This is a genomic window from Trichocoleus sp. FACHB-591 (assembly GCF_014695845.1).
Classification (GTDB): domain Bacteria; phylum Cyanobacteriota; class Cyanobacteriia; order FACHB-46; family FACHB-46; genus Trichocoleus.
Genome location: NZ_JACJPA010000047.1, coordinates 49,923 through 71,480 on the forward strand (window position 1 = coordinate 49,923; position 21,558 = coordinate 71,480).

Sequence of the window (21,558 nt, forward strand, 5' to 3'; positions counted from 1 at the left end):
TTCATATGATTTGAGATCAGTAGATAAAGTATCAAGCACAGCAATCTTGGGGAGTTTCACAAGTGGGACGAGCGACCAATCCCGGATATGGCTCCAAAGCAAATTCTGTCTCTGGATTACTTAATAAATGGCGATCGCAGACTGCCAACAGTTCCGTTTCCGTCCGAGCTTGGCGCATCTCCCTTAAGAAGGCTCCCGCAACATCGACACTTTGAGCAATAAAGTTGAGATACATCTTCATGTGACTGACCCGCGCCCGCTCTGGCACCATTGACGCAGTTTGAGTTTGGCGCAAGCGCTCAATGTAATCGTGAACGGCACTGAGAGGAACGCCAGAAACAGGCTGACCGTTCAAGGCTTGGCGGATTTGCTGAAAAATCCAGGGGTTACGAATAGCAGCCCGACCAATCATCACTCCTGCGGCTCCTGTCATCTCTAAAACAGATAGGGCAGAGGTGGCGGAGGTCACATTACCGTTGGCTAGCACTGGGCACCTAACCTGTTGGACGGCGTGGGCAATCAGGTCGTAGTGTACGGCGCTATGATACTTCTCCTTCACCGTACGACCATGTAGGCTCAATAAGTTGATGTCGCATAGATTGATCAGGTCGAGGAGGCGATCGAAGTGATCTGTGTTGTCGAAGCCAATCCGCATTTTGACAGTCAGCCGTCCTGCCACAGCTTCCCGTAACTCGCTCAGAATCCGTTTCACCTGCTCTGGGTCACGCAACAGCCCGCCACCAACGTTCTTGCGATAAACTCTGGGAGCTGGACAACCCAAGTTAAGGTCGATGCCTGCAACCGGATAGTGGCTTAACTCGCGGGCTATGCGCACTAAGTCAGGAATACTCTCGCCAATCAGCTGCGCGAAGACTGGGCGACCCGTCGTGTTTTCTGTAATCGATCGCAGAATCTTTTTATTGAGCGTGGAACTAGGATGAACGCGAAAGTACTCGGTAAAGAAATAATCGGGACAGCCATAGTGAGCCAGCACGCTCATAAAGTGTAAATCGGTCACATCCTGCATGGGAGCTAGGGCTGTTAAGCTAAGTCCCGGACAAGTTGACAACGGCAGGATCTGAGAAAGTGACATTTACAGGTTCGCTTGCAAGGCTGGGAGGGTGGATATTGTCTCAAGACTGAATCACCTGAATCATCCTATCAGGAATCGATCTGCACCGATCTGGTTGGTTGGCGCTGCCGTTCTGCATATTCGGCATAATGGAGGAGAACGGATTGAATTGAGTGGGCGATCGCATGACTTCAGCAGAACTAGAGATTAACTCTGCGGCACAGTGGCAAGCGCAAGGCTGCGATCTTTGTGCAGCTGAGCAATACCCAGCGGCGATCGCAGCATTTGGTATTGCTTTAAGTTTAGAGCCGAATAACTGCCAAACTTGGAATTACCAAGGTAATGCCTACAGTGCCTTACGGCGACAAGCAGAAGCCCTAGCTTGCTACGACAAAGCCACGTTCATAAATCCGCTATATCACCAAGCCTGGTTCAACCGAGGTCTGTTGTTGGTAGAGATGGGAGCGTATGGTTCGGCCCTCGCTGCCTATGATCAAGCCATTACCTTACATCCTGATCCTTGCTATCTCCATGCCAAGGCAGACATTTGGCTGAAGAAAAAATTGACTCCCTTTGCCTGAGCCACTCGTAGAACGCTCACTCAAATTAGGCAAGGCACAGGTCACTCAACAAGTTACTCAGGGCGATCGCTACATTGAGTAATCTGCCAAGCTTGATTAGTGAGCCCAAACTGCACCCTGAGCGATTGGCATTTATTTAGGTAGTGATAGAGCCTGTAGGCTTAGCTACCAAGCGCGATCTCTCCTTAGGGCTGATGAATTGAGCTGAGCAAATTATCAGTATAGAAAGTAGGGCTGACAGCAATTGAGCTTGCGGTTGGTCTAAGTGTTTCGGCGATCGCAGTTTTCCTATTATGAGCCTTCTTCTTCTCGACCTCGACGGCACCATCCGCGAACCCTTAGAGGGACAGCTATATTTGCAGCACCCCCAAGACCAACAAATCATTGCTGGGGCAGATCTAGCGATCCAGAGCTATCCCGCAGATTGGCTCATCGTAGGCATCACCAACCAAGGCGGTGTTGCGGCTGGGCACAAATCTATCAAGCAATGCATCCAAGAGCAGCAATATACTCTGCAACTCATTCCTCAACTGAAAGAAATCTACTTCTGTCCTGACTTTGAAGGCAGAAAGTGCTTCCGGGTGACTCGCCACAATGTCCACAACCACAGCATAACGAAATGGTTCCGTCAGTATCGCAAACCTGATCCTGGAATGCTGAAGTTGGCGATGGTTAGACACAATCACTTACCAGAAAACTGCTTGTATGTGGGTGATCGTCCCGAAGACGAACAAGCCGCCCAACGAGCAGGCATAACTTTTCAGTGGGCTTGGGCCTGGATAGCAAGACATCGAGCTGAGATGGCTTTGAAGATTTAACCGCGATCGCCCAATTCAACCAGAGAGTTAGATCTCAACTGAGCCATCTTTGTCAGATAGATACTGTTCCAAGTAGATTTCTCCCTCAATCTTCCTTTTACGGGTGACTGGGGCAGCACCGCCTGTAAACGTCCCTGAGACTCTGAATGAATATTGGACCGGAAGTCTGTTAGTAAGTCACCGCTTAGGAATTGGTATTAGCTGTAGTGCTACAGGGTAGAACAATCCTCTCCATTTAGTACGGTTTGTCTCCTCCGCACTTACTAGCGGAATGGCTAGAGTAGAGCAAGTGTCAAGGGCGATTCCAGGATGCTTACAGGCTCCAATTTGGGTAATCCAACCTAGCTCTCCTGAGCAGAAGGTTTGAATAGGAAGATTTTGAACGTGATAAAAAAAGGACTTTTAGCAGTAATTCTGGCGTTTTTGGGTTTTATGGTTGCACTGACACTATCTACTCAAGGTTCCACTCCCATTAATCAGCTCTATGTGTTTGGAGACAGCCTTTCAGATGTAGGCACTGTGTTTCGGGCAACTGGAGGGATGTATCCGCCTCGTCCCACGTATTACCAAGGACGCTACTCAAATGGTCGAGTCTGGGTGGAGTATCTGGGCGATCGCCTCTCTTTATCTAATGCGCAGACGAGCAACTTCGCCTATGGTGGGGCCACAACTAGCAGCGATCGCAGCAGTTTAGTTCCGGGGCTGCTGAGCCAAGTCAACTCATTTACCCAAACCCATCCAAAAGCAGATTCTCAAGCTCTGTACGTGTTGTGGGCAGGGGCAAATGATTATTTGCAAGGAGTCAGCAACACCAATGGCCCGATCCAGAATATTACCCAGGCGATCGCATCGCTGAACAAAGTGGGAGCGAGAAAGATCTTAGTGGCAAATCTACCAGACTTGGGGCAGCTTCCTTCTACCCGGAATGGAGGCCAAGCTAAGACTCTCAGTGCCTTGAGCCAAACCCACAATCAAGGCTTACGGCGATCGCTCAAAGTGCTGACTCAGCAACATCCAGATTTACAGATTGCAACTCTAGATGCCAACACACTTTACCGAGAAGCTATCAGCAATCCAACCAAGTTTGGCTTCGCCAATGTCACTAGTGGATGTTTAGCAGGTTCTAATGCTTGTGGCAATCCTAATCAGTTTTTGTTTTGGGATGGCATTCACCCCACCACAGCAGCGCATCGAATTTTGGGTGAAGCGGCCTTCTCAACCATTCAAGCTGAGGGAATAGCCAGCCCCCGCTCAGCATTGCTGCCATAAAATTTCTATTTCTACTTTTTTGAAGCTGCTAAGTCCTTCCATCGATCGCCTTACTGCATCCGGAAGGGCTTAGCTTTGGTTGGGATTTGCTTGGGTTGGCTCGGTCTGAATAAACCACTCCAAGGCTCCTTGGGCGATCGCCGTTGGGACTGTATGCGGTCCCTCAAATTCTTGATACAGCACGTTGTAATCAGCTCCTTTTAGTTGCGGCACCAGTTTGCGGCTACAACGATCAATTGGGAGTACTTTATCTTGGGTTCCGTGAGAGACGAAGATATGTGGATCGCCTGCTTGCCGAATCGGAGCCATAAATCCCGGCGAAAAAGCGAGGACATGGGTGAATAAATCTCCATTCATGATGCCTAGGGAGAGAGCATAGGAAGCGCCATCGGAAAACCCAGCTACTCCAACTCGCTGAGGGTCGATGGCATAACGGCTAAAGGTCTGAGCCAACGCTTGATCAATAAAGGCAATATCTGGCCCATATTGACCCATAATCACATCCCAAGTTTGCCGCCGCGAGTCAACTGCCAAGACAATCGCTCCGACTGGATCAACGATTTGCTGAAGGATAATCAGCGCTCCTTCAGCATCCCCTCCAGCACCATGTAGCATCAACACTAAAGGAGCGGGGCGATCGGCGCGATAGCTAGCAGGCACATAAAGGAAACCGTCTCTTTTTTCACTTAACTGGAGAGGATGCAGCCCAGGTTTTCCAAATACTGTAGGCTGTTCTGGTCGAGACCGTAGTTGGCCTGTAGCGGCTGAATCGATTTGCTTTGAAGTTCCCATAACTGATAAATTCTGATTTTCACAACGCGTTATTTGAGAGACCGCGGTCGGTAAAGCGCACCCCACGATCCCAAATCGCACGAACCGTCGTCTCGTCCAGTGAGCAGGCCAGTTAAAAAATAAGGCGTGGTTTTTCCTCATTGCAATCGCCAAGCCTCCGAGTGAGGGCAGTAGCGCAGCCGTAGCGCACTTAAAAAATTATTGGTCTCAAAGAACTAGTCTTTGTTTTTCGGGTGCTCCTAGGGAGGACTGCAACTCTATATCCACCCTAAGCCGTTTCAAGTTTACTGGCTTGGTTCTTCCGGAGGATTCAACGCCTTGGAATTATTAACGATGGAAGTGACATAATTCACATCTCATCCTTTGCTGTACCCGTTGAAGTTTAGCAATCCAGAGTAGTTTCTCGCTCCCAAGGAGTGATTTGGGTGCTGTAGTCACGCCATTCTTGATGCTTCAGCTTCAAATAAGACTGCACAAACTCTGTTCCTAGTGATTCGTGCAAGGTCGAGTTATTTTCTAGCTGGCGTAGGGCATCGAGAAGGTTGCCAGGAAGAGATTTCGCCGTGTCTGGAGGTAGGGGCTGAGTGTAATTGTTGTTGTCATAGCGGGGACCCGGATCTCGTTTTTGCACCATTCCATCTAATCCTGCGGCAATGAGGGCGGCGGGTAACAGATAGGGGTTGGCAGCTCCATCGGCTAGACGTAGCTCAAAGCGTCCAGGTTCGGGGATGCGGATGGCGTGGGTCCGGTTGTTGCCGCTGTAACTAATCGTATTGGGAGACCAAGTTGCCCCAGAGAGGGTAGCAGGAGCGTTGATGCGTTTGTAGGAATTGACCGTGGGGTTGGTGAAGGCGCAGAGAGCAGGGGCGGCATGGAGAACCCCACCGATGAAGTGGTAGGCCAAGGAGGACAACCCTAGTTCTCCATCGGGATCATGAAACAGGTTGGTAGTACCCACTGCATCCCAAACGGATAAATGTGTATGGCAGCCGTTCCCGGTGAGCTGGGCAAAGGGTTTGGGCATGAAAGTGGCCCGGAGCCCATGCTTTTCCGCGATCGCCTTCACCATGTACTTAAAGAAAGCATGGCGATCGGCAGTTACGAGCGCATCAGCATAGGTCCAGTTCATTTCAAACTGCCCATTGGCATCTTCATGATCATTTTGATAAGCTCCCCACCCTAAAGTGAGCATGGCATCGCAAATCTCAGCAATCACATCAAACCGCCGCATCAGGGCTTGCTGGTCATAACAGGGTTTGGTCTGGCGATCGCACAAATCCGATAACGTTTCTCCATCGGCTGACAACAAAAAATATTCGCATTCTACTCCTGTCTTGACGCTGTAGCCCATATCCTGCGCCTGTTGCAGCACTCGCTTCAGCACCAGACGGGGAGTTTGCTGAATCGATATCCCTTTGGGTGTCACTAGATCTGTGGGCATCCAGGCTACATCCGGTTTCCAGGGTAATTGAAACAGGCTGCTGGTGTCAGGCAGGGCAAACATATCTGGGTCAGCAGGCGTCATATCCAGCCAAGTGGCAAACCCCGCAAATCCCGCACCACTAGTTGCCATCGAATCGATCGCCGGTGTCGGCACCAGCTTCGCTCGTTGCGTCCCAAACAGATCGGTAAACGAGATCAAAAAATAGCGGATACCGCGCTCACGGGCGATTTCAGACAGAGCTGGAGTCATGTGGGGTTTTCCTAAAAAGAGGGTTAGCACTGGAGCAAGACAGTTCTCCACCGTCTAGCATCTGATCCAACTACTCAGGCAGCCTCATCAAACCGAGCAGCAATATGACGGTTGGCTGCTACATATCCTGGTCTTACTTCAGTGAACTGCCCTGCCAACTTTTCGTGGGCTTTAGGTAAAGCATGAAAGGGGATCGATGCGTAGAGATGATGCTCCGCATGGAACGGCATATTCCACATCAACAATCGCATCGGCCACATTGTCAGAGTGGTGCGTGTATTACTCAGAGGATTGCCATCCTGGGTGCAACCTGTGTGCTCTGCAAGCAAAACGAAACGCAAGATTGGTTGTCCTACCACCAGTGGCAACAGCCAGTAGATGAAGAACCAGGGTTGTTGAACAGCGATGGAAAGGGCGATCGCGCCGCCATAGACGGCCAACTGCCATCGAATCGATCGCGTCACTTCTCCTCGCGCTGTTTCAGAGATATACGGACATCCTTCAAACTGTCCGAGCGCAGTCTGAATATGTCTCCGTCCCTTCCCCATCCACCAAGGAACGCCACTCATCTGCCAGAGGTAGTTCATCCAGTTGGTTGGGGGGATATCCTCCAACTCCGGATCTTTCCCCGGAATTTGGGTATAGCGATGATGCCACTTGTGATAGCGCCGATAGAATGTGCTGTTGTAGAACGACAACACCCCGGCTAGCCATGCCACTGCATCATTCACCGGGTGACTAACAAATGCCGTCCGATGCGCACACTCATGCATAGGTGCAAACATCGACGCCAGACTAAAACCGTAAACCACCAATGCTGGAATTGCTACCCACCAGTGCCCCCAACTCAAACCCCAGACGGCACCACTAGCCACCATCACCGTTAGATGTCTGCTCAATTGCTGCCAGCCTTGGCGATCCGATCGCTCATTCAACTCCAGCAACTCTTGCACTGACAAAATTGGACTTGGTTTTAAGTGCCAGGCTTCCGCATACTCAGAAGCATCCGGCGGCACAGATGCAGAAATAGCCCTATCCAGCGTAGACATACTTGTTCGCCCAACCCAACAGAAACGATGGAAAGCACATTAAGGCTTCGTGTATTGGTATACCGCCCACGCTTCATCGCTCGTTGTACTAAAAGCTACCGTCTGGAGTTTGCCAGATAAAGCTATGACTTGGGATAGCTACAAACCGTTGTTATTATCCTGCCTACGTCACCCAGAGATTGCACAAGGGCGATCGCTGCCATTCTCTAATTCGGTGCCATTCTCAGCTTCAAAGCCCGCGCTGCATAACTGACTATTAAAAAAGCGATGGAGAACTAGTTAGACTCAGTTCTCCATCGCTCTCTAATTAAGAAGTTGCTATTTATTGTCTACTTACCGAAGACACCTTTGATGCTGTCAACCGCACGTTCAACTGCATTTACGTTGTTGTCGATCGCCTTTTGAGTCCGAGCTGCATCTTCATCGGCTCTTTTCTCAATGCGAGCTACATCTCTCTGAGCCTTGCGCTGGATTGGGTTGGCGCTACCATCAGTTGCGTCCTCAACCCGACTCGCATTTTTGTTGGCAGTTTCTTTCACTTTCTCTGCCGCATCTTTTACAAAACTCTTGTTTTCTTTCTTAACTTGCTCACCCGTATCGCTTGTCGCGATTAAGGTGGCAGCAGGAGCGGCCATTGCGCTCGTGTTCGAGAAGAACGCACCTTGCCAAACGAAAGCGATCGCTGAAGCACAAAATAGAATAGTAGCTGTCCAGCGTCCAACTATAGAAAAGACTTTAGTCATTGATTTCATAGAACACAGTTTTCACGAGATTTATCATCCTAATTTCTACTTCATTTATCTCACAGGCCAAACTGCCCTAAGACAGAGTCCGTTTGGCATAGACACCATTTCTTACAACCTTCTTAGACCAGCGGAAGGGAGAGCGAATCCAATTTCACAAGCCTCAACTAACCTTCTAGATAGCTGGGTAAAACCTAACCAACAGAAACCCACAAATCTAATGTGGTAAAGTCTACCAAAGACTACTGCTGTGGTTTGTAGGAGTTAGGATTCATCATGATTGAGCGCCACTTCCACGACGAATTTACCCTAGCCGAAACAGCAGAGCAATTAGGCTATGAAGCCATGAAGTTAGGCTTAATTCCCAGCTTTGTGGTGCGTCATTTTCCCGATAGCCGCCAGTTTTACATTCCCAATGAAACGGAATCAGAACCCCTCACCCCTGAGGAAGCCTACCTGCGCCTCAAACGCCTAGTAGAGCCTCAGTAATACTGTCCCTAGTAATCAGGGGAGCAATCGCCTCTTATTCTGCTAATTGTGGTTTCTAAGCGCGATCGGCTCTGTAGATTTCACTACATGCATGCCTGCATCGGTGAAGCGTTGAAACGCAGCATTCGCTTGCTCCGTAAAATCGACAACCCCAGGAACTACAACCGGCGAAGTGCAATCCTCCAGCAGATAAACCTTTTTAGCCAGGCTGGGGTCTTGGATCTGGATTTCGCTGAGCAAATCATCAACTGTCCAGGCTAGACAATGGCTTTTGGCCTGTCCAGCAATGATTACCGCATCAAACTCCAGCAGTTTTTGAATCAAGTGGGTGTTCTTCTGGGCGATCGGGTGACCGTCAGGGTTATCAAGCACTTCAGGCCGCAGCACTGAATAGTTCTCTGTTAAGGGATTCCCCCCTTTGATCTCAAAATGAGTTTGACTGTTGCGGGCGATCGCGTGAAAGAAGCAGGCTTCCTCTACAGCAGAAACCAGCGCATGCCCAATACCGCCTAACATGGCGTGATAAGGCCAAATAGTCAGGGGATATTTGCCGTTGTCGCTGAGGCGCTGGGTATAGTGCAAGGCAAAGCGTTCTAGCAGCATGTAGTTGCCCTGGGTAAGGCTGTAGGCGATCGCAGGATTTACCTGCCAAATACCCTGCTGCACTTCTGCTAAAGAAATCATGGTCATAGGAGCGGGATGATCTCCAGCACCATTCACCCAAAAGCTAGGATGAAAAATCTGCATCGCTGTGTGGGTATCCATTGTTAGCGCAATCTCGGTGATCACGTCCAAATTTCGGTAGATGAATTCGCACAATCGCCCGTTATCTTCCACAGCGCCATTGCCCGATCGCCCACCCACAAACAGTTCAAAATCAGGGATACAGAAGGTATTTTGTACATCGATCGCCATTAAGCAGATGCGTGTCTGATCTTTGGCGGCTGGTTGTAATCCCTGCTGCTTAGCCCATGCTTTCGCCTGCACTGCTCGCTCTTGATAAGGAACGCGCCACACCTCACCGACGCGCTGAGTAGCAAAGTGTGGAGGAATCGGCAGTTGTGTTTGAGTTGTCATTCCAAGCCACGCACTAATTTAATTTGGGTCTCCACTATGGGATAGTGTACCTATAACAACAAGGTTAGTGTCAAAAATACACGATGTCAATCCATGGCCTACCTGTACCCATATGCCCGCCCCAACTTGGCTGTAGATTGCGTAATATTTGGGCTGGATGAGCCGAATAACCTACAAGTGATGCTGATCCGACGCAACCTACCTCCCTTTCAAGATCAGTGGGCACTTCCTGGCGGTTTTGTCCGAATTGACGAATCCATTGATGCGGCGGCTCGCCGAGAGCTACAGGAAGAAACAGGACTACAAGATGTATTTCTAGAGCAGTTATATACCTTTGGGGCGCTCGATCGCGATCCTCGTGAGCGCGTTGTCACCGTTGCCTACTATGCCTTAGTTAATCTCAGGGAGCATGCTATCGAAGCCACGACCGATGCCATCGAAGCAGCCTGGTTTTCGATCTCCCATCTCCCTTCGCTAGCCTTTGACCATACGCAAATTGTCGATATAGCGCTCGCTCGACTCAAAGGCAAAGTTCGCTATGAGCCGATCGGCTTTGAATTACTTCCCCAAAAATTTACGCTGTCCCAACTGCAAACTCTTTACGAAACTGTGTTGGGCGGGCGGCTCGATAAACGCAACTTTCGCAAGAAGCTTCTAAAGATGAATCTCTTGGTTGAACTAGAAGAAACTCAAACCGACGTTGCACATCGAGCCGCCCGCCTCTATCAGTTCGATGCAACCAAATATCGCCAACTCAGGGAAAAAGGCTTCAATTTCGAGATTTAGCACGAAATTTAGCAAAGGTTAATCCTGACTGAAAGAGGAAAAGCTAGAGCCATCCCCCTCACTCCCCTAAAGCGTGTCTGAGGAAACGCTACGGAGCGCTTCCTGAGGATTGCCTTGCGCTAAGAATAGAGCAGAAGCCTGCCGAGCATCCCGGATTGCTCCAGCCTTATCTCCTAAGCTCAGCCGAGCAAAGCCCCGATTCTGGTAGGCTTCAGCATCTTGGGGATTTATCTGGAGGGCTTGAGTGAAGTCTGCGATCGCCTGAGACTCATTACCCAGCGCTTGCTGCGCTAGACCTCGGTTGTTGTAGGCATCCCCATCTTTTGGGTTAATCTCTAGGGTGCGGTCGAAATCTGCAATCGCTGCTGACGCATCTCCCAACATTAAGTGAGCAAGCCCCCGGTTGTAGTGAGCTTCGGGGAATTGCGGATTGAACGCGATCGCTTGACTCCAGTTAGCGATCGCCTTAGAGTAGTTGCCTTGCTGAGCTTGGTACACGCCTTCGTTATAAGCATCGACAGACCCCATGGGAGCGGTGATTGCAGTCGTGGGGTAAGCTTGAACAACCGAGGGCATACCAATTAGAGTGGCAGCTAGGCCCAAAGTCGTTAGCACTGAAGAAATACGGTTCATGGTGTCACCTAGAAATGGGTGCAGCAAGAGTATGGATGGAACCACCCTTGCAACAGGCTCATGAATGAGCTTGCCATCGTCCTAGACAAGGTAACGGACCGATAGAAACATAACCCTCTATCATTTGAGGGGTTTCCGAATCGAAGCAATTCCAACCCGTGGCAGATGTAAGTAAAAGAAGCAGAAACCATACCAACTCATCTGCATTAGGGACAAACGAACGGTGTGGAAGTCAGTAGGTGCTTGCCAGCGAGCCTCTCATAAACGCTTTAAGACGTAGCGGATTCTTATCAATGGGTTCTAGACCTCACAGCCAAGTAAAGAGACAGACTTCAAGCGCCAATCTCTTCAGCCAGAATCGTGGAGATATAGAAATCGGGAGCGATTTATAAGAGAGTTGTATCTAAATATTACAACTTGGCTTTTCTATTAAGGAATGTTGCAGGTACAGTTTGACCTCGTTATGGTGGCAAACATAAACCACAGAAGTACTAATGCTGGAAGGCTCTATGCTGCTACCAATCTTGGCCATTGCTGTGGCACTACTCAGTGTTTGGGTTGTGACTTTAGCTATCGCCTCCTACCTCCAGGCTCCCCGGACCGCAAAACCTATCTCACCCACATCTGGCAGGCAGGTCTCCCTCTTCTCACTCATCCTATTTTTGTTTGCGCCCTTTAGCCTGATTCCGTTAACCAGTGGTTCAGAGCTAGAGACCAGCACCCGAGAATTCTACGAGCGTTCTGCCCGGAGTAGGTAAGCCGAGCGGCTCAACTCGCTGTGTGTCCTAGCCCACTGGACCTCCTGCTGTTCTGCGCCTGCGTCCGCCAAAAGCTGATCCAAATTGACTGATGCTACGATGTGGTAGATGAGCAGTGGCGCTCAACCTTCACCACAAGCAGGAAAGACCCGAAGTTCGTACGATTTTGCCCCAAACCTACAGCATTTTGACGCAGCACCCATCACAAGGGTGTTGCGTTTTGTTTCGATATTCACAACCCACAGTGATTCAGTCAGCCTTGGTGGGGAAAAGTATTTCTATGCAACCAAAATCTTGAGAAGATGCCGACTCGGCCGCTAGCAATTCTCGGCATGCTGCAAAAGCGCGCGCTGGCTTCATTGTTTGTATTGCCGTTGGCAGTGGGTCTGAGCACCTCCGCTGCTAGCCTTTGGCTTTGGCAGGCACTCGTGAAGCAAGAGGGAATCCAGATTCAACGTGCGGTTGATCAAGAGGCAGCCAAGCTGAAGCTAGAGATTCAGGAAAAGATTCAGCCGAAAGTATTGGCCTTGGTACGCATCGCTAAGCGGTGGGAGCATGGGGGTAAGCCGCCTCAGGAAGAGTGGGAGTTTAACGCCAACTTAAATCTGGAGCACTTTAAGAGCTATCAAGCGATCGCCTGGATAGACCCAAATCTTCAGGTGCGCTGGATTGCCCCCCTGAAGGGAAACGAAGCTGCGCTCAACCTCAACCTTGGCTCTGACTCCCAGCAGCGTCAGGCTCTCATAGCAGCGCGAGACCAACAAAGAATTCGGATGACTCATGAGATTGACTTAGCCCAGGGGGGGAAAGGCTTTCAATTATATGTGCCCATCTTTCCTCAACCAACCCAGTTTGATGGGTTTATTGCTGCCACGTACCGAACTCAAACGCTCATCGATGACATCTTGACGCAAAAAGATGTGTCGGGCTTCGCAGTAGCAATTTTTGATGGGAACGAGCAGATCTACCAGGACCCAACTGCGAATAGGCAACTGCAAAAGCAGTGGGGACGAGCAACGCGCATTCCTATGTATGGGGTTACGTGGCGGCTCCAGGTCTGGCCAACTCCAGCCCTGCTAGAGCGGATGCATTCTCCACTCCCCACAATTACTTTATTGGGTGGTCTGTCTCTCGCCTGGGTACTGGCCTTGGCAGTTCATCTCAAGCAAAAGTCCAATCGCTCAGCCCGAGAACTGCGAGAAGGCGCAGCAGCCATTCGCGCTTTATATAACCTGAGTGTGGATCATGAACTCGGCTTTGAGGCTCGCCTCCAGCAACTGTTGGCTTTCGGCTGTCAGCAATTCCAGCTTGAGTTTAGTTTTCTATCTCATATTCAAGGCGATCGCTACGAAATCATTGCAGTCCAGGCTCCAGATGGCTCAGTCACACCGGGCACCATCTTTGAACTTCAACAAACTTACTGCTCAGAGACCTTCAAACTTGCGGAACCATTATTTATTCCACATGCGAGTGCATCCCAGTGGTGTCAGCATCCTGGTCATACCGACTTCAAAATCGAAAGTTATCTTGGGATGCGGGTCTTGGTTGCGGGTGAAATGTATGGCGTGTTGTGCTTCTGGAGCCGTGTGCCGACTCAAGAACGATTCCAACCGGTTGATAAAGAACTGTTGAAGCTAATGGCTCAGTGGAGCGGTAGTGAAATTGAGCGTCAGCAAGCCGCAACTGCTTTAAGGCAGCAACTACATCGCGCTTCGTTGCTCAAAGAAATTACTCAAAGGATTCGTCAAAGTCTCGATCCTGAACAGATTTTTCAGACGACAGTCGCTCAAATCGGTCGAGCCTTCCAAGCCAACCGCTGTCTGATTCTTGGCTATATGGCTACCCCAACTCGGCAACTGGAGGTCAAAGCCGAATATTTAGAGTCTGGTTATGCCTCCCTCTTACAAGTCGGCATTCCGATTCATGACAATCCCCATGCCCAACAAGTTTTAGCGCAAGAGCGAGCGATCGCCTCTGCTGATGTTAATAACAACCCCCTGCTGCAATGCCTACTGCCGCTCTGTCAGGAGTTCCGCATCAAATCCATTTTGGCGATCCGCACCTCTTATCAAGGGGAGCCGAATGGCATCATCACCCTACATCAATGTGATCAGCGTCGTGACTGGAGTGCCGATGAAATTGAGTTACTTGAAGCTGTAGCCGACCAAGTAGGGATTGCCTTGGCTCAAGCTCAGCTTCTAGAACAAGAGCGGCATCAACGCCAACAACTCAAGCAGCAAAACTTTTCTCTGGAGGAAACTAAGCGAGCCGCAGAAGCAGCCACTGAAGCCAAGAGTAAGTTTCTGGCCACCATGAGCCATGAGATTCGCACCCCCATGAACGCCGTGATTGGCTTGACGGGTCTGCTACTGGATACGCCATTAATGCCTCAGCAACGCGATTTTGCCGAGACAATTCGTAGCAGCGGTGAAACCTTGCTCACCCTGATTAACGACATTTTAGATTTTTCCAAAATTGAGTCTGGCAAGTTGGAGTTGGAGGAGCAAACCTTGAGTGTGCGCGCTTGTGTAGAGCGAGCGCTAGATTTGCTCAGCCCAAAAGCTTACGGAAAAGGATTGGAGCTAGCCTACACTATAGAATCGACGGTACCAAGCGCGATCGTCGGAGATGTAACTCGCTTACAGCAAATCTTGGTGAACTTGCTCAGCAATGCCATCAAGTTTACCCCGGTAGGAGAGGTCATGGTTTCTGTGACAGGACAACCTCTAGACCTACAGTCACTCCACTACGAGATTCGATTTGCGGTGAGGGATACAGGGATTGGCATTCCTCAAAACCAACTTCATCGCTTGTTTCAGTCTTTTAGCCAGGTGGATGCTTCCACCACTCGTAAGTATGGCGGTACAGGCCTTGGCTTAGTGATTAGCCAGCGGCTTTGTGAGCTAATGGGCGGCAAGATATGGGTGGAAAGTCAAGTTGGGCAAGGCTCCACCTTCTACTTCACGATTGTTGCTCCGGTTGCTGGGGCCACGGTTACTAAATCAACGTCTCTCTCGTCCAGTCCCATTAGTTCTCCCTTTGATTCACAATTAGCTGAGTGCTTACCCTTACGGATTCTGTTGGCTGAAGATAATGTAACTAATCAAAAGGTAGCCACCCATCTCCTCCGGCGGCTCGGTTATCGGGCTGATCTGGCTAGCAACGGGTTAGAAGTCTTAGAAGCCTTACGCCGCCAGTCTTACGATGTGATCTTGATGGACCTACAAATGCCAGAAATGGATGGTTTAACGGCAACTCAAGCGATCTACCGAGAATGGGGTTCCACCGATCGCCCCCGAATTGTGGCCATGACCGCAAATGCCATGCAAGGCGATCGCGAAGAGTGCCTGAGTTGCGGCATGGACGATTACATTAGCAAACCCGTGCAGGTGAAAGAACTAGTGCGGGCACTCAGCCAATGTCAAGTTTACCCGCAAGTCACCTCCTCTCTCCCCTCATCGGCACTAGCAATCGCGATCGCCGAGGCGAAGCGTTCAGTTCAAGAGCGGGTAGGTGAAGATGCCTCTGAACTGTTTCTGCAAATGATTGATTGCTTTTTGGAGGAGGTGCCTCGACGCTTAGCAGCGATGCATCAGGCGATTGCTGAAGCGGATGCAACAGCATTGGCGCTAGCAGCCCGCAGCCTCAAGTCGAGTAGCGACCTCCTCGGCATCTTCTCTTTTAGTGAACTTTGCAACCAACTAGAAACAATCGGACATCAAGGGGAGGTAAGCACGCATCCCCAAGTTTTACAGTTGGAGGCAGAGTGGGAAAGCGTGAAAATTGCTCTGCTGCAAGCGCGGCAACAGTGATTTAGAGCGTTAAGCAATACCAATTTTCACAGCACTCGCAGGGTTTAGGCGATCGCAACTCTTTGCTGCACGGGCAACTTCAGGACAAATTCTGTCCCCTCTCCTAGCTGAGAGCGACACAACAGCTCACCATTGTGTTTCTCAACAATTTGATGACTGATAAATAAACCTAAACCAGTTCCTTGTCCTATGGGTTTAGTCGTGAAGAAGGGATCTAACAACTTGGCTTGAACGGCTTCGGGAATGCCCCGACCATTGTCTTGAATCACTACCTCTACCCACTCAGCATCGACACTGCGGGTAGCAATGGTGATGGTTTTGGACGAGATGGTATTCTCGGTCGCAGCATCAACTAATTCATCGATCGCATTGCTCAGCAAATTCATAAAGACTTGGTTGAGCTGCCCAGCATAGCATTCCACTAACGGCAGTTCTTCGTAGTGCCTCTCAATGGCAATTACAGGATTAGAGGGACCTGGCTTCAATCGATGTTGCAGAATCAAAAGAGTACTCTCCAAACCCTCATGCAGATCAACCGCTCTCACATCTGCTTCGTCAAGGCGCGAGAAGTTGCGTAGAGACTGAACAATTTCTCGAATCCGGTCAGTGCCTAGCTTCATCGAGGCACACAGCTTGGGAAAATCTTCTTCAATGTAGCTCAGGTCGCTATCTTCAAGCTGCTGATCTAGGGCTGCTGATGGAGTAGGATGCTCCTGCTGATAGGCATGGATCAGATCAAGCAAGGTTTGAGTGTACTCCTGAATCGGCGCTAAGTTGCCGTGAATGAAGTTGATCGGATTATTCACTTCATGTGCAATGCCCGCCACGAGTTGCCCCAAGCTCGACATCTTCTCGCTGTGCACCAACTGAAGTTGAGTCTGATTCAGGTCAGCTAAGGTGTTTGCTAATTGTTCAGCCTGTTGTTTAGTACTAGCAAGCAATTGTGCATGTTGTAGCGCAACTCCAAGTTGAGTCGCAATTTGGCTGACAAACTCAACTTCCGACTGCTTCCAATCACGAGTTGTCGAATGTTGATAAACACCTAACAGTCCCCAAAGGCTAGAGCCCACAAAGAGGGGAACGATCATAAAAGCTTTGATCTCAAACTGCTCCAGCAAGTCAATGTGACACTGAGCATACCCTGGTTGATAAATGTCAGAGACGACAGAAATCTCACCGTTACGATATCGTCCACCCTGGGTTTCTTGCAGGTGAGTGTCATCCCAGACCATATTCACGCCTAAATGACCAATGCTTTGCCATTCCGGTATGGTGGCTTCGTAGTTGCCGACAAACTCTCCGCCCCAATCAGGCTTGAAGCGATACACAGCGACTCGTTCAGCTTTGAGCACCTGGCTCAGTTCCTGAGTGGTGATTTGAAAGATGGTGTCAATCTCCAGGGACTGCCGGATTTTGGACACAATGCGCGATAGGGTGGTTTGTCGCTCCACTAAATATTCCAGCTCGATGTTCGTTTGCTGGAGCTGCTCAGAACGTTGTCTGAGTTCTTCAGTGCGTTCTTCAACTTGGCGCTCTAAATTGGCGTTGAGTCCTTGCACCTGTTGGTACAGCCGATATTGTTTTGCCGTTGCTGAGAAACGCTCTCCTAAAACTTGGGCATATTTGATCTCTTCTTCCACCCAGCTTTGCGACTGCTCTTTCTGGATTTGCCGCCACACGTCGAAGGATTGCCGTGCCATGAGCTGGCGCGTATCTGGATTGTGATAGCCAGCCCAAAGAGTTTCAGTATCAAGACCACTACGGAAGAAGGTGAGACAACCAATTACTTGAGCGCCGTGCTTCAGCGGAATAATTAAGGCGCTGCGAATCCTGGTGTCGCTAAAGAAGGGGGCCAAGGTACGAAAGAGGGGTTCTTGATAGATATCATTCACTGCCCAGGATGAAGGCGCTGGCTTGGTAGATTGAGTCGGTTCTGCTAGTTCGTAAACAGCCCGCATCCACTCAACCGACCAAGGTTGATATCCAGTTCCATCTGTAGCTGTCGTTAAGACTGAGTGCAAATACCTCTGCCACAGTAAGTTTTCTTCAATGCAGCGATTCTGAGTGGAATCAATTAAGGTGGGCTGCTCGCCACAGGTATAAAGTTCTCTAGGGTGGTGGGTGTCTGGAAATAAATACAGCCTGCCTCCTCCATCAAGAGTGTCAGCAGCTTCCTTCAGGGCATCTTGCCAGTCTACAGTGGGAGACGTTTGTAGCAGTGCTGTCACCCGATTCAGGTTGGCTTCTTGCCGTGCTTGGGCTCGCACCTGCTCCAGCAAAATGGATTGGGCAATGGCAACCGCAACTTGGTCTACCACTGCTTGAATGAATTGCAACTCTTCTTCCGTGACCGTATGCGGCTCGGCATGATGAGAAACTAACAGCCCCCAAAGTTGACTCTGGGATTGGGGAGATGGACCCTGAGAAGACCCGGTTGCTTCTGCTTCGAGCACTACCGGAACTACAATAGAAGATTGCACGCCCATCGCGGTCAGGTACTCTTGGTGACAAGGATCGACGGGACGATAGCGAATATCTGTCTCGTTGAGCAGTTCCCCAGTTTCGGGACAGTTGAGAGGGCTGATGCCAATCTCGTGGGTGCCCATATTGATGATTGAGCGTTGCCGAGCCCGCACGAATAACTCCCGCGCATAGGGCGGAATGTCGTCGGCGGGAAAGTGCAGACCTAGCAAGGAGGGCAAGCGATCGCTCTGTAGGGATTCGGCAATCACCACGCCATGACCGTCTGGTTGAAATTGGTAAATCTTGACTCGGTCGGTTCCCAGGTAGGAACGCACTTCTGCCACAGTCTTCCTCAAGATCTCCGGAAGCTCCAGGGATTGACGGATACGATTAGCAATACGGTGGAGGAGGACTTCCCGATTTAAGGATGAACTGATGTCGTGGGTGGGCAGCATAGTCACGATTCAACTCAGGATTCAAGGGTGGCTGCACTTAGAGTTCCCTTAATTTTTGCAACATATATTAAGAACGACTAAATTTCTCAAAATATATTGAAATCCATCATTAATATTGCAGTCCAATGGTTCATAGCTGAGGCAAAGAACGCCCAGGGGGCAGAACACTTAAAGATCAGAGCACTCAGAGATCAGAACGCTTAGAAAAATTTCGAGAGATTTAGAGAGATGTTGAGGCAGCAGCTTCAAACTCTAGAACAAAGGTGGTTTTCTCACTACTACTTTCAACTCGGATGTCAATGTCTAAGCGCTCTGCGAACTTTTTCACCAGTGCTAATCCGAGCCCTGTCCCGCCATGCTTCCAAGGATCATGATTGGGAATGCGGTAGAACTTGCTGAAAATTCGCTCATGTTCTGCGACTGGAATTTCGACTCCAGAATTACTAACTTGAATTTCTAATGCTGCTGAAGTTGCCTGAGCCGATAGCGCGATCGTGGCTCCGGGAGGGCTGTATTTGCAGGCATTATGCAGCAGTTCGATTAAAATTCGTTCTAAATAGGAAATATCTGTGGTTAAAAGGGGGAGATTTTCAGGAAGATTGATCTTCAAGTGCTGTTGTTGATGACGAGTCCGTTCTATAAACGGTTCTACAAAGTAGGGTACAAAAAGCTGAAGATCAATCGTAGCCAGGTTAAGCGGTTCAGTATCAGCATCAAGCCGAGCCATATCGAGAAGATCATTGATCAGCTCCATCTCGCGCTGGCTTTCGTCGCGGATGATTTTGCAGGAACGAGCGATCGCATGAGATTCATCGGCCAACAAACCCAACGTTTTCAAGTTCGCTTCTAGGACTTGATTTGCCAGTTTGATGCTAGCCATCGGGGTACGCAACTCATGAGAAACCGTATTGAGAAAGTCATCTTTGAGTTGGCTCAACCGTTCCAGTTCTTGGACTTGCATCTGAGCTTCACGATACAGGCGCGACTGGCGCAGCGCGATCGCACAATGATTCGCGACCTGTTGGACCAACCGGATTTCTAAGTCACTAAAAATTTGTTCTTTTTGCCGGAACAGCCACAGATCCCCTAAAACTCCCTGATCATCATAAATAGGGCAAGCGAGGACAACTAATTGACTAGAATGCGGAACCGCACTCACGGGGCCGAAGGGACAGAACTGCATCGCTTCTCCCGCTAACAAAGAGACATCCACCCAAGGAGAGGTAAGCGTAATGTCCAGATACCAGCCTTGAGCCGTAGCTAGAGTCTGGTGGGAGGCGTAAGCAATGGTCGATCGCGTTTGATCAGCCTGATATACTTCGACATCGCAATACTCGACGTCCAACCCTAACCCCAATTCCTGTACGGCTGTTTGGAGGATTTGGCGCTCATCTAAACTGTCGCGGACTTTGGCCGTAATTCGTTGCAATAATGACTCAAAATTCAGGGCTTGTTGCAGTTGAGCAGTCCGTTGCTGAACTTGCTCTTCGAGCTTGACATTTAACTCTAATAGCTCTGCCTGCTTAATCTCTAACGCTGCCTGAGCTAGCGCCAACGCTGCATTAGCCTGGTTTTGGGCCTGAGTAGCTGCCTCTGCTACTTTCTTCGCTTGCAGTAGTTCATCTTCATACTGAATGCGTTGACGCATGGGAACCAAGATACAGTCGTTGCAGCAGCTACCGCCTCGTTCTTGGCGTACCGCGTTCACGAGCATAGGGATGTTGCCCCCCTGCTTAGCGCGGAGTAAGAGGTAGATTTCTTCGACTTTGCCGTGCAGTTTCAGCAACGGGAAGAAATGAGTTTGATAGAAGATGCGACTGGCAATCGGTAGGATAGATTCAATGGGCATCCCCTCTAACTGATTAGACTCATACCCCAGCAATTGCGACAGTGTGGCGTTAAGCATCGCGATGGTGCCATCGTCATTAAATGAGAGGAAACCGCAGGGCGCTGTATTGAACGGCTCGTCTATTTGGCAAATCATAAACTTAGAGTTGCGGGCCTCAGCTAGCAGGGGTTTCAGTCAAATAAGTTTGGATCAGTTGAATGATTTCCTCCGGGTGGCTCATGTGAGGGCAATGCCCTGTCGCTTGCATCATTTGCAAGGTGCTTGCGCTCAGATGGCGATGTAGGTAATGTCCTATCTCAGTAGGGGCGATCGCATCTTCAGAGCATTGCAGGATGAGAGATGGCACTGTCACTTGAGGCAAGTCAGAGCGGTTATCAGAAAAAAAAGTGACTTCCGCAAAGCGACGCATAATTACCGGATCGGTTGAGCAGAAACTAGTTTCAAGCTCCTGAGTCAGTTCTGGCTGCGCTGAATTCTGCATAATCACAGGGGCTAAAAAGCTTGCCCAGCCAATGTAATTTTTGTCCATCAGATCTAGCAGTTCTTCAATGTCTTGGCGATCGAATCCACCTTGGTAATCCGGTAAATCATTGATGTAGCAGGGGGAAGGAGCCACAAGGATGAGCTGGCTGAAAAGTTGGGGGGCTTGAATAGATGCCAACATCCCAATCACACCACTCACAGAATGCCCGACGAAGATCACGTCTTTCAAGTCCAGGGCGGTGCAGACATCTAGAACATCCTGGGCATAACCTTTGAGATCGCTGTAGCGCTCGACGTTGTAGGCTTGAAGATCTGACTTTCCAGACCCGACATAATCGAACAAGACAATCTTGTAATCGTCTTTGAAGGCAGACGTTACAAAACGCCACACATTTTGGTCACACCCAAACCCAGGAGCGAACAGTAGAGGCTGGGTGCCTTCGCCGAACACGGTGATATTATTCCTGAGAAAAATGTTTTGAGTCATTCTATTTCATCAACCATTACTATAAATTGCCCAACCCTTCCGAGCCGATTTGTGACCGTCATCATTCTTCTCAAAAGCATCTCATTCCTGGGAGATAGAGCAATTTCATCTTGATTTCATAAGTAGGTGCAATGCTGAGTGACTGTGTATCGCTGGCTTCTCTGGGTAAATAGCTGACTATAGATAACTCAAGAAGGTGCTTGAGCCTATTTCATTTATAGAGTTGACATATAGAGTTGACACTCCAGC

The 21,558-nt window shown here is 49.6% G+C and carries 17 protein-coding genes; 7 read left to right on the forward strand and 10 right to left on the reverse strand.

The window, feature by feature from the left end:
• Positions 1 to 31: 31 nt before the first annotated feature.
• On the reverse strand, positions 32 to 1,093 hold the full coding sequence (locus H6F90_RS10450; protein WP_190552420.1) for a tRNA-dihydrouridine synthase: 1,062 nt from the start codon (positions 1,091 to 1,093) through the stop codon (positions 32 to 34).
• A gap of 164 nt (positions 1,094 to 1,257) precedes the next feature.
• Between H6F90_RS10450 and H6F90_RS10455 the strand changes: the two genes are divergently transcribed.
• From H6F90_RS10455 to H6F90_RS10465, 3 genes are all read left to right on the forward strand, one after another.
• Positions 1,258 to 1,653, forward strand: coding sequence for a tetratricopeptide repeat protein (locus tag H6F90_RS10455; RefSeq protein WP_190552421.1), 396 nt, complete (start codon positions 1,258 to 1,260; stop codon positions 1,651 to 1,653).
• A 293-nt stretch (positions 1,654 to 1,946) separates the two neighbouring features.
• Positions 1,947 to 2,471, forward strand: a complete 525-nt coding sequence (locus tag H6F90_RS10460; protein ID WP_190552422.1) for an HAD-IIIA family hydrolase — start codon at positions 1,947 to 1,949, stop codon at positions 2,469 to 2,471.
• A gap of 384 nt (positions 2,472 to 2,855) precedes the next feature.
• Positions 2,856 to 3,740 (forward strand): SGNH/GDSL hydrolase family protein, encoded by an 885-nt coding sequence (locus H6F90_RS10465; protein WP_370587990.1) that lies wholly within the window; start codon positions 2,856 to 2,858, stop codon positions 3,738 to 3,740.
• Between the two features lie 69 nt (positions 3,741 to 3,809).
• On the opposite strand, the gene H6F90_RS10470 is transcribed toward H6F90_RS10465, so the two are convergent.
• The 4 genes from H6F90_RS10470 to H6F90_RS10485 form a co-directional block, all read right to left on the reverse strand.
• Entirely contained in the window at positions 3,810 to 4,532 is a 723-nt protein-coding gene (locus H6F90_RS10470; RefSeq protein ID WP_190552424.1) for an alpha/beta hydrolase, read from the reverse strand.
• 382 nt (positions 4,533 to 4,914) lie between these two features.
• Positions 4,915 to 6,225 carry a type III glutamate--ammonia ligase gene (gene glnT / locus H6F90_RS10475; protein WP_190552425.1) on the reverse strand — a complete coding sequence of 437 codons (1,311 nt, stop codon included), beginning with the start codon at positions 6,223 to 6,225 and terminating at the stop codon, positions 4,915 to 4,917.
• 74 nt (positions 6,226 to 6,299) lie between these two features.
• Positions 6,300 to 7,274: a fatty acid desaturase family protein gene (locus H6F90_RS10480; protein WP_190552426.1), complete on the reverse strand. Its 975-nt coding sequence runs from the start codon at positions 7,272 to 7,274 to the stop codon at positions 6,300 to 6,302.
• 329 nt (positions 7,275 to 7,603) lie between these two features.
• Positions 7,604 to 8,017, reverse strand: coding sequence for a hypothetical protein (locus H6F90_RS10485; RefSeq protein WP_190443132.1), 414 nt, complete (start codon positions 8,015 to 8,017; stop codon positions 7,604 to 7,606).
• Positions 8,018 to 8,293: 276 nt separating this feature from the next.
• On the opposite strand from H6F90_RS10485, the gene H6F90_RS10490 reads away from it, so the two are divergent.
• Positions 8,294 to 8,506, forward strand: coding sequence for a hypothetical protein (locus H6F90_RS10490; RefSeq protein WP_190552427.1), 213 nt, complete (start codon positions 8,294 to 8,296; stop codon positions 8,504 to 8,506).
• 42 nt (positions 8,507 to 8,548) lie between these two features.
• Here the strand turns inward: H6F90_RS10490 and H6F90_RS10495 are convergent, their stop codons facing one another.
• A complete protein-coding gene (locus H6F90_RS10495) occupies positions 8,549 to 9,583 on the reverse strand; it encodes an isochorismatase (RefSeq protein WP_190552428.1) in 1,035 nt (344 codons plus the stop codon).
• Positions 9,584 to 9,676: 93 nt separating this feature from the next.
• Here H6F90_RS10495 and H6F90_RS10500 point away from each other — a divergent pair, with 93 nt between their 5' ends.
• Positions 9,677 to 10,369: an NUDIX domain-containing protein gene (locus tag H6F90_RS10500; RefSeq protein ID WP_190552429.1), complete on the forward strand. Its 693-nt coding sequence runs from the start codon at positions 9,677 to 9,679 to the stop codon at positions 10,367 to 10,369.
• Positions 10,370 to 10,435: 66 nt separating this feature from the next.
• On the opposite strand, the gene H6F90_RS10505 is transcribed toward H6F90_RS10500, so the two are convergent.
• Positions 10,436 to 11,002, reverse strand: coding sequence for a tetratricopeptide repeat protein (locus H6F90_RS10505; protein WP_190552430.1), 567 nt, complete (start codon positions 11,000 to 11,002; stop codon positions 10,436 to 10,438).
• A gap of 509 nt (positions 11,003 to 11,511) precedes the next feature.
• On the opposite strand from H6F90_RS10505, the gene H6F90_RS10510 reads away from it, so the two are divergent.
• Together H6F90_RS10510 and H6F90_RS10515 are read left to right on the forward strand one after the other, a co-directional pair.
• Complete coding sequence (locus H6F90_RS10510; RefSeq protein ID WP_190552431.1) at positions 11,512 to 11,760, forward strand: hypothetical protein; 249 nt, start codon at positions 11,512 to 11,514, stop codon at positions 11,758 to 11,760.
• Positions 11,761 to 12,092: 332 nt separating this feature from the next.
• Positions 12,093 to 15,572 carry an ATP-binding protein gene (locus H6F90_RS10515; RefSeq protein ID WP_190552432.1) on the forward strand — a complete coding sequence of 1,160 codons (3,480 nt, stop codon included), beginning with the start codon at positions 12,093 to 12,095 and terminating at the stop codon, positions 15,570 to 15,572.
• Positions 15,573 to 15,616: 44 nt separating this feature from the next.
• On the opposite strand, the gene H6F90_RS10520 is transcribed toward H6F90_RS10515, so the two are convergent.
• From H6F90_RS10520 to H6F90_RS10530, 3 genes are all read right to left on the reverse strand, one after another.
• Positions 15,617 to 18,490 (reverse strand): GAF domain-containing protein, encoded by a 2,874-nt coding sequence (locus tag H6F90_RS10520; protein ID WP_190552444.1) that lies wholly within the window; start codon positions 18,488 to 18,490, stop codon positions 15,617 to 15,619.
• A 220-nt stretch (positions 18,491 to 18,710) separates the two neighbouring features.
• Entirely contained in the window at positions 18,711 to 20,474 is a 1,764-nt protein-coding gene (locus tag H6F90_RS10525; RefSeq protein ID WP_190552433.1) for an ATP-binding protein, read from the reverse strand.
• 19 nt (positions 20,475 to 20,493) lie between these two features.
• Complete coding sequence (locus H6F90_RS10530; protein WP_190552434.1) at positions 20,494 to 21,309, reverse strand: alpha/beta fold hydrolase; 816 nt, start codon at positions 21,307 to 21,309, stop codon at positions 20,494 to 20,496.
• Between the last annotated feature and the right edge of the window lie 249 nt (positions 21,310 to 21,558).

Bases quoted from the DNA above. Each gene is read 5' to 3' on its own strand.
- H6F90_RS10450 (WP_190552420.1), bottom strand. From the start codon at position 1,093: ATGTCACTTTCTCAGATCCTGCCGTTGTCAACTTGTCCGGGACTTAGC.
- H6F90_RS10455 (WP_190552421.1), top strand. From the start codon at position 1,258: ATGACTTCAGCAGAACTAGAGATTAACTCTGCGGCACAGTGGCAAGCG.
- H6F90_RS10460 (WP_190552422.1), top strand. From the start codon at position 1,947: ATGAGCCTTCTTCTTCTCGACCTCGACGGCACCATCCGCGAACCCTTA.
- H6F90_RS10470 (WP_190552424.1), bottom strand. From the start codon at position 4,532: ATGGGAACTTCAAAGCAAATCGATTCAGCCGCTACAGGCCAACTACGG.
- glnT (WP_190552425.1), bottom strand. From the start codon at position 6,225: ATGACTCCAGCTCTGTCTGAAATCGCCCGTGAGCGCGGTATCCGCTAT.
- H6F90_RS10480 (WP_190552426.1), bottom strand. From the start codon at position 7,274: ATGTCTACGCTGGATAGGGCTATTTCTGCATCTGTGCCGCCGGATGCT.
- H6F90_RS10485 (WP_190443132.1), bottom strand. From the start codon at position 8,017: ATGACTAAAGTCTTTTCTATAGTTGGACGCTGGACAGCTACTATTCTA.
- H6F90_RS10490 (WP_190552427.1), top strand. From the start codon at position 8,294: ATGATTGAGCGCCACTTCCACGACGAATTTACCCTAGCCGAAACAGCA.
- H6F90_RS10495 (WP_190552428.1), bottom strand. From the start codon at position 9,583: ATGACAACTCAAACACAACTGCCGATTCCTCCACACTTTGCTACTCAG.
- H6F90_RS10500 (WP_190552429.1), top strand. From the start codon at position 9,677: ATGGCCTACCTGTACCCATATGCCCGCCCCAACTTGGCTGTAGATTGC.
- H6F90_RS10505 (WP_190552430.1), bottom strand. From the start codon at position 11,002: ATGAACCGTATTTCTTCAGTGCTAACGACTTTGGGCCTAGCTGCCACT.
- H6F90_RS10510 (WP_190552431.1), top strand. From the start codon at position 11,512: ATGCTGCTACCAATCTTGGCCATTGCTGTGGCACTACTCAGTGTTTGG.
- H6F90_RS10515 (WP_190552432.1), top strand. From the start codon at position 12,093: ATGCTGCAAAAGCGCGCGCTGGCTTCATTGTTTGTATTGCCGTTGGCA.
- H6F90_RS10520 (WP_190552444.1), bottom strand. From the start codon at position 18,490: ATGCTGCCCACCCACGACATCAGTTCATCCTTAAATCGGGAAGTCCTC.
- H6F90_RS10525 (WP_190552433.1), bottom strand. From the start codon at position 20,474: ATGATTTGCCAAATAGACGAGCCGTTCAATACAGCGCCCTGCGGTTTC.
- H6F90_RS10530 (WP_190552434.1), bottom strand. From the start codon at position 21,309: ATGACTCAAAACATTTTTCTCAGGAATAATATCACCGTGTTCGGCGAA.